5 protein-coding genes and 1 pseudogene are annotated in these 4,865 nt (G+C 70.8%); 2 read left to right on the top strand and 4 right to left on the bottom strand.

Annotation, left to right across the window (positions count from 1 at the left end; translation table 11 throughout):
• The first annotated feature begins 100 nt into the window (after positions 1-100).
• Complete coding sequence (locus FV242_RS32655) at positions 101-559, top strand: GNAT family N-acetyltransferase (RefSeq protein ID WP_147941833.1); 459 nt, start codon at positions 101-103, stop codon at positions 557-559.
• A 153-nt stretch (positions 560-712) separates the two neighbouring features.
• Positions 713-988 (top strand): hypothetical protein, encoded by a 276-nt coding sequence (locus tag FV242_RS32660; RefSeq protein WP_147941834.1) that lies wholly within the window; start codon positions 713-715, stop codon positions 986-988.
• 144 nt (positions 989-1,132) lie between these two features.
• Here FV242_RS32660 and FV242_RS32665 read toward each other — a convergent pair.
• The 4 genes and pseudogenes from FV242_RS32665 to FV242_RS32680 form a co-directional block, all read right to left on the bottom strand.
• A pseudogene (locus FV242_RS32665) lies at positions 1,133-2,743 on the bottom strand (Na+/H+ antiporter).
• Between the two features lie 140 nt (positions 2,744-2,883).
• Positions 2,884-3,390, bottom strand: coding sequence for an MmcB family DNA repair protein (locus tag FV242_RS32670; RefSeq protein WP_147941835.1), 507 nt, complete (start codon positions 3,388-3,390; stop codon positions 2,884-2,886).
• A gap of 120 nt (positions 3,391-3,510) precedes the next feature.
• Positions 3,511-4,287, bottom strand: a complete 777-nt coding sequence (locus tag FV242_RS32675; protein ID WP_147941836.1) for a cobalamin-binding protein — start codon at positions 4,285-4,287, stop codon at positions 3,511-3,513.
• A 16-nt stretch (positions 4,288-4,303) separates the two neighbouring features.
• A complete protein-coding gene (locus tag FV242_RS32680; protein WP_147910855.1) occupies positions 4,304-4,825 on the bottom strand; it encodes a DedA family protein in 522 nt (173 codons plus the stop codon).
• Between the last annotated feature and the right edge of the window lie 40 nt (positions 4,826-4,865).

Consider the following 4,865-nt stretch of genomic DNA (forward strand, 5'->3'; position numbering starts at 1 on the left):
GTGCAAGACGAAGGGCCCGCGGGGCGGGCGCGGTCGTGCTTGCGCCCGGGGTACGGAGGGTGGTCAGCTCTCCCCCTGTGCCATGCGGGAGACGCGGACCATGACCCTCGAACCGGAGACCATCGCCATCCGTCCGATCGCCCCGGAGGATCGGGCGGCGTGGCTGCCGCTCTGGCGGGGCTACCAGGCCTTCTACAAGGTCGAGATCGCCGAGGCCGTCACGGACTGCACCTGGGCCCGTCTCAACGACCCGGCCGAACCGGTCGACGGCGCCCTGGCCTGGCGGGGCGCCGAGGCGGTCGGGCTGGTCCACCACATCCGCCACCGCTCGGCCTGGACGATCGGCGATTACTGCTACCTGCAGGACCTGTTCGTGGCGGACACAGTTCGTGGCGCGGGAATCGGCCGTCGGCTGATCACGCATGTCTACGCGGCCGCAAAAGCCGCCGGCTGCTCACGCGTCCATTGGTTGACCCATGAGACCAATAGCGACGCGATGCTGCTCTACGACCGGATCGCGGAGCGGTCGGGCTTCGTGCAGTACCGTAAGATCGTCTGAATCCTTCGCACGGGCGCCCCGGTTGTGTGGCGAAGCACGCAAGCGGGGCCGTTTTCTAGGCATAGCGGGAACCGTCAAGTTCGCGGCCAAGTTATCGCCGCAAACAGGGGATTTCGGCACCTCAGCGCTGCCGAATACGACGGACCACCAGTCATGCATCAGGCTCGCACGCGTCACGATTTCGGCCGCAAGAACTTTGCCGTCTTGGCCGCGCTCGCCGTCTCGGCGATGGTTGCCACCCCGTTCGTGATGAGCGCCAGCCGCGCGCTGGCGACCCCTGAGGAGCCGACCGTCACGGCGAGCCTGCGGGTGGAGCCGGTGGAGGTCTCCCCCGTGGCGGCGCCCAAGGAGGCCGCCCCCTGCCTGCGCAAGGTGCGGGTCGTCTACAGCGGCTACAGCAACCCGGCCGACGCCTGCACCACCCGCTAAGGCATCGTTCCGAAAGGCGGCCGCCGGCTTTCGGAAAAAAACGTTGCGGATCAAGATGCCAGCGCAACGTGCTGGTTCCGACATCCGGCAGGATGCGCAAACGCTTAGCCTCGAGATCCCCGACGCTCCGCTCGGAGTTCGGGCTTAGACGGCGCCGTGCGCCGGCGCCTCGCCGGCCAGGCGCTTCAGGTGGAGTTCCTCCAGGTCGATCTCCCCTTCCAGGGCCCGCAACACCGAGCTGTGGATGCGGTTCTCCCGGTGCAGGGCGATCAGCGCCGAGCGCCCGGACCGCACCGCGAGCAGCGCGGCGGCGAAATGCTCGGTCTTCTCGGCGGCCAGCGCCCCACGCTCGTCGCGGTCCCGGGACGATGCCCGCACCCGGCGACGGTACTCCTCGACCAGGCGCGGATGCTGCAGCGCGCCGGACCCGGGCGCCACCAGCCGCTGTAGGGCACCGAGCCCGGCCTCGTTCATCACCACCCGGGCCATCGCGGCGTCGAGATGGCCCTCCGGGAGGCTCTGGCGCGGGTCGAGGCGTAGCCACCGGATCAGCGGACCAAGCGTCGTGCCCTGGATCAGGACCGTGAACAGGATCACCGCGAAGGCCGCCACCAGGATCGCATCACGGCCCGGAAAGTCCACCGGCAGTGCCAGGGCAGCGGCCAGGGTCACCACCCCGCGCATGCCGGCCCAGCCGATGATCAGCGGCACCCGCGGGTCCGGGCGGGGCTCCTGGGCGCGAACCCGGGCCGACAGGGTCCGCCGCAGGTAGACGGCGGGGAACACCTACAGCAGCCGCGCGGTCACGCATGCGACCGTGACGGTGACCGCCAGCGGCAGACCGGTGGCGAGCGCGCCGAGGTCGCCACCGGACCGGGCCAGCACGCCGCGCAGGGCCAGCCCGATCAGCACGAAGACCAGGGCCTCCAGCACGAAGACCACGAATTCCCACACCGACACGGCGTGACGCCGGACATGAGCATCGAAGGTCTCGTGCTCGCGCCCGCCCATCATCAGCCCGCACGCGACCACGGCGAGCACCCCGGAGGCGTGGACCTCCTCGGCGGCGAGGTAGGCGGCGTAGGAAGCCAGAAAACTCAGTACCGCCACGGCGTTGGCGTCGTGCAGGCGCCGCACCAGCGCGTTCACCGCCAGGCCGCAGGCGAGCCCGACCGCGACGCCCGCCACCGCCAGCCAGGCGAAGCTGCCCGCAGCCGCCCAGACGCTGAAGCTGCCGGTCAGCGCCGCCGCAACGGCGAACCGGTAGAGCACGAGGCCGGAGGCGTCGTTGACGAGGCTCTCGCCCTCCAGGACCGTGACCATCCGGCGGGGCAGGGCGATCCGGGCCAGCACCGCCTTGGCGGCGACCGCGTCCGGCGGCGACACGATGGCGCCGAGCGCGAAGCAGGCGGCCCAGGGCAGGGCCGGCACCACCGCGTGGGCGACGAGCCCGACCACCAGGGTGGTGAACAGCACCGCCCCGAGCGAGAGCGACAGGATCGCGCCGAGGCTCGCGCGGAAGTCGCGCCAGACGGTGAAATAGGCCGATTCGAGCAGCAGCGGCGGCAGGAACAGGACCATGATCAGGTCCGGATCGAGATCGAAGGCCGGCAGGCCCGGCGCCACCGCCAGCGCCATGCCGCCCAGCACCAGGGCGGCGGCCGGGGGAAACCCGAGCCGTCCGGCTGCGAGCGACAGCAGAAGGGCCGCCCCGAGGAGCGCGAGAATCAATTCGAACAGGGCAACGGGCGTCATCACCCGCCCATAGCGCAGTCTTCACGAAAACGTCAGGGTTTCAAAAGGTCCAAGACCTGTTGTGGGTATAGAGCAAAGCCTTGCAGGTCCCGGGGCTCCGCCACCGCCCCCCCAAAGGGCTTACCCGTTGAAATCCCTCGTTAAAGCGCCCCTTCCCGCACAGCGCCCGGGTCGGCCAGCGCGTGGAGGATGCGGGCGGCGCTGTGGGCGAAGCGGAGGGTGACGGCCTTGCGGCGGGGGCCGCTGAGCGGGTGCTCCGGGGCTTCCCGCAGGATGCCGGCGCCGTAGGCGTCGGCGACGATCAGGCCACATGCCTTCGGGATCAGCGATTCCGGCACGTCCTCGGGGATCGCGAAGAAGAACCGGTCGCAGAAGTCCCTGTAATCAGGCCACTTTCTGTCGGCGCGGAAATCCGCGACGCTCGACTTGATCTCCACGATGGTGAGCCGGCCGGCGCCGCACAGGGCAATCACGTCGGCGCGGCGGCCGTTGACCAGGGAGAATTCCGGCAGGGTGACGCAGCCCATCTCGGAGAACAGGCGGCGCACGCCGCGCTGGATCCGCAGGGCGGTCGGCGATTGCCGTCTGTCGGGGGGCAGGATCACGTCGCCCGCCGGGAGCGCGGGGAGGCCGAGGGAAGCGGACATGCGGTTGCGGGATGCGCCTGTGTCGAATCGGGACATCCTGCCGAACCGCGACCGATCCGTCACCTGCGGCGCGGCATCGCCCCCGCCACCCGGAATGAACATCCACTTGAATTCAGAGGCTTAAGCCAGGAAGGCCTGGATCGCAGCGAACCCGTCGGTGAGCGCGGCGGGGCCCGGCTGGAGGATCAGCGGGGCCTTGATCTCGTGGATCCGGCCGATCCGCACCGCCGGGATCGCGTCCCAGCCGGGGCGGGCGCGGATGCGGTCGACGTTGACCTTCTTGCCGCACCAGGAGGCCAGGATCACGTCGGGGGCGGCGGCGATCACTTGGTCGGCGGTGACGATCCGGTCCTTCGCGGCCGGCTGCCGGCTGAGTTCGGGGAACACATCCTGGCCGCCGGCGAAGCCGATTAATTCGGAGATCCAGCCGATTCCGGAGATCATCGGCGCGTCCCACTCTTCGAAGTAAACGCGAAGTCTGGGCCGGGTCGGGGCCTGTGCGGCGGCGGAATGCAGGGATTCTTCGAAGAACCGTGCGAGCGCGTCCGCCCGCTCCGGGACCCCGACCAGGGCCCCCAGGGTGCGGACCATAGCGAGGCAGCCCGCCACATCCCTCTGGTTGAACAGGTGTACGGCGATACCCGCGCGGGCGAGATCGGCGACGATGTCGGCCTGGAGGTCGGAGAACGCCAGGACGAGGTCCGGCGCCAGGGCCAGGATCTTTGGGATGTCGGCGCTGGTGAAGGCCGAGACCCGGGGCTTCTCCCGCCGGACCCGGGGCGGGCGCACCGCGTAGCCCGAGACGCCGACGATCCGGTCCTCCTCACCCAGAAGGTACAGGGTCTCGACGGTCTCCTCGGTGAGGCAGACGATGCGCTCCGGCGGGAAGCGGCGCATCAGCGGGCCGACCGGATCACCGGTCGAGCCAGGCGAGCAGCCCGGCCCCGGGGGCGAGCAGCACGAAGGCCCAGACCAGCGCCGAGCCGACATTGGCCAGCTGGAACGGCAGCCGCGCCAGCCCGAGGGTGCCGGCGAGCAGCGGCACCAGGGCCCGGGCCGGCCCGAAGAAGCGCCCCAGCGCCACCGCGGCGATGCCCCAGCGGCCGATGAAGCGTTCCGCCTTGGCGACGAGGTCGGGGTAGCGCCGCAACGGCCACTTGGTGCGGGCGCCCGGCCCGACCCAGCGCCCGGCCTCGTAGGAGAGCCAATCCCCCAGCGCGGCCCCCAGGGCGGCGGCGCCGATCACCGGCCAGAGCGGGATGTCGGCCCCCCCGACCAGGGCGCCGATGCCGATCAGGATCACGGTGGCCGGCACGAACAGCGACAGGATCGCGATCGACTCGCAGAAGGCGAGCCCCCCGGCGATCAGCGGCGTCCAGACCTTGTGCGCCTCGACGAAGGCGAGGGTGGAGGTCCGCAGGGCTTCGATGTCCATCGGGCTCGGGGGGCGGCGGGGGGATCGAACCCATCTGAGG

Source organism: Methylobacterium sp. WL64, from assembly GCF_008039945.1.
Taxonomy (GTDB): Bacteria; Pseudomonadota; Alphaproteobacteria; order Rhizobiales; family Beijerinckiaceae; genus Methylobacterium.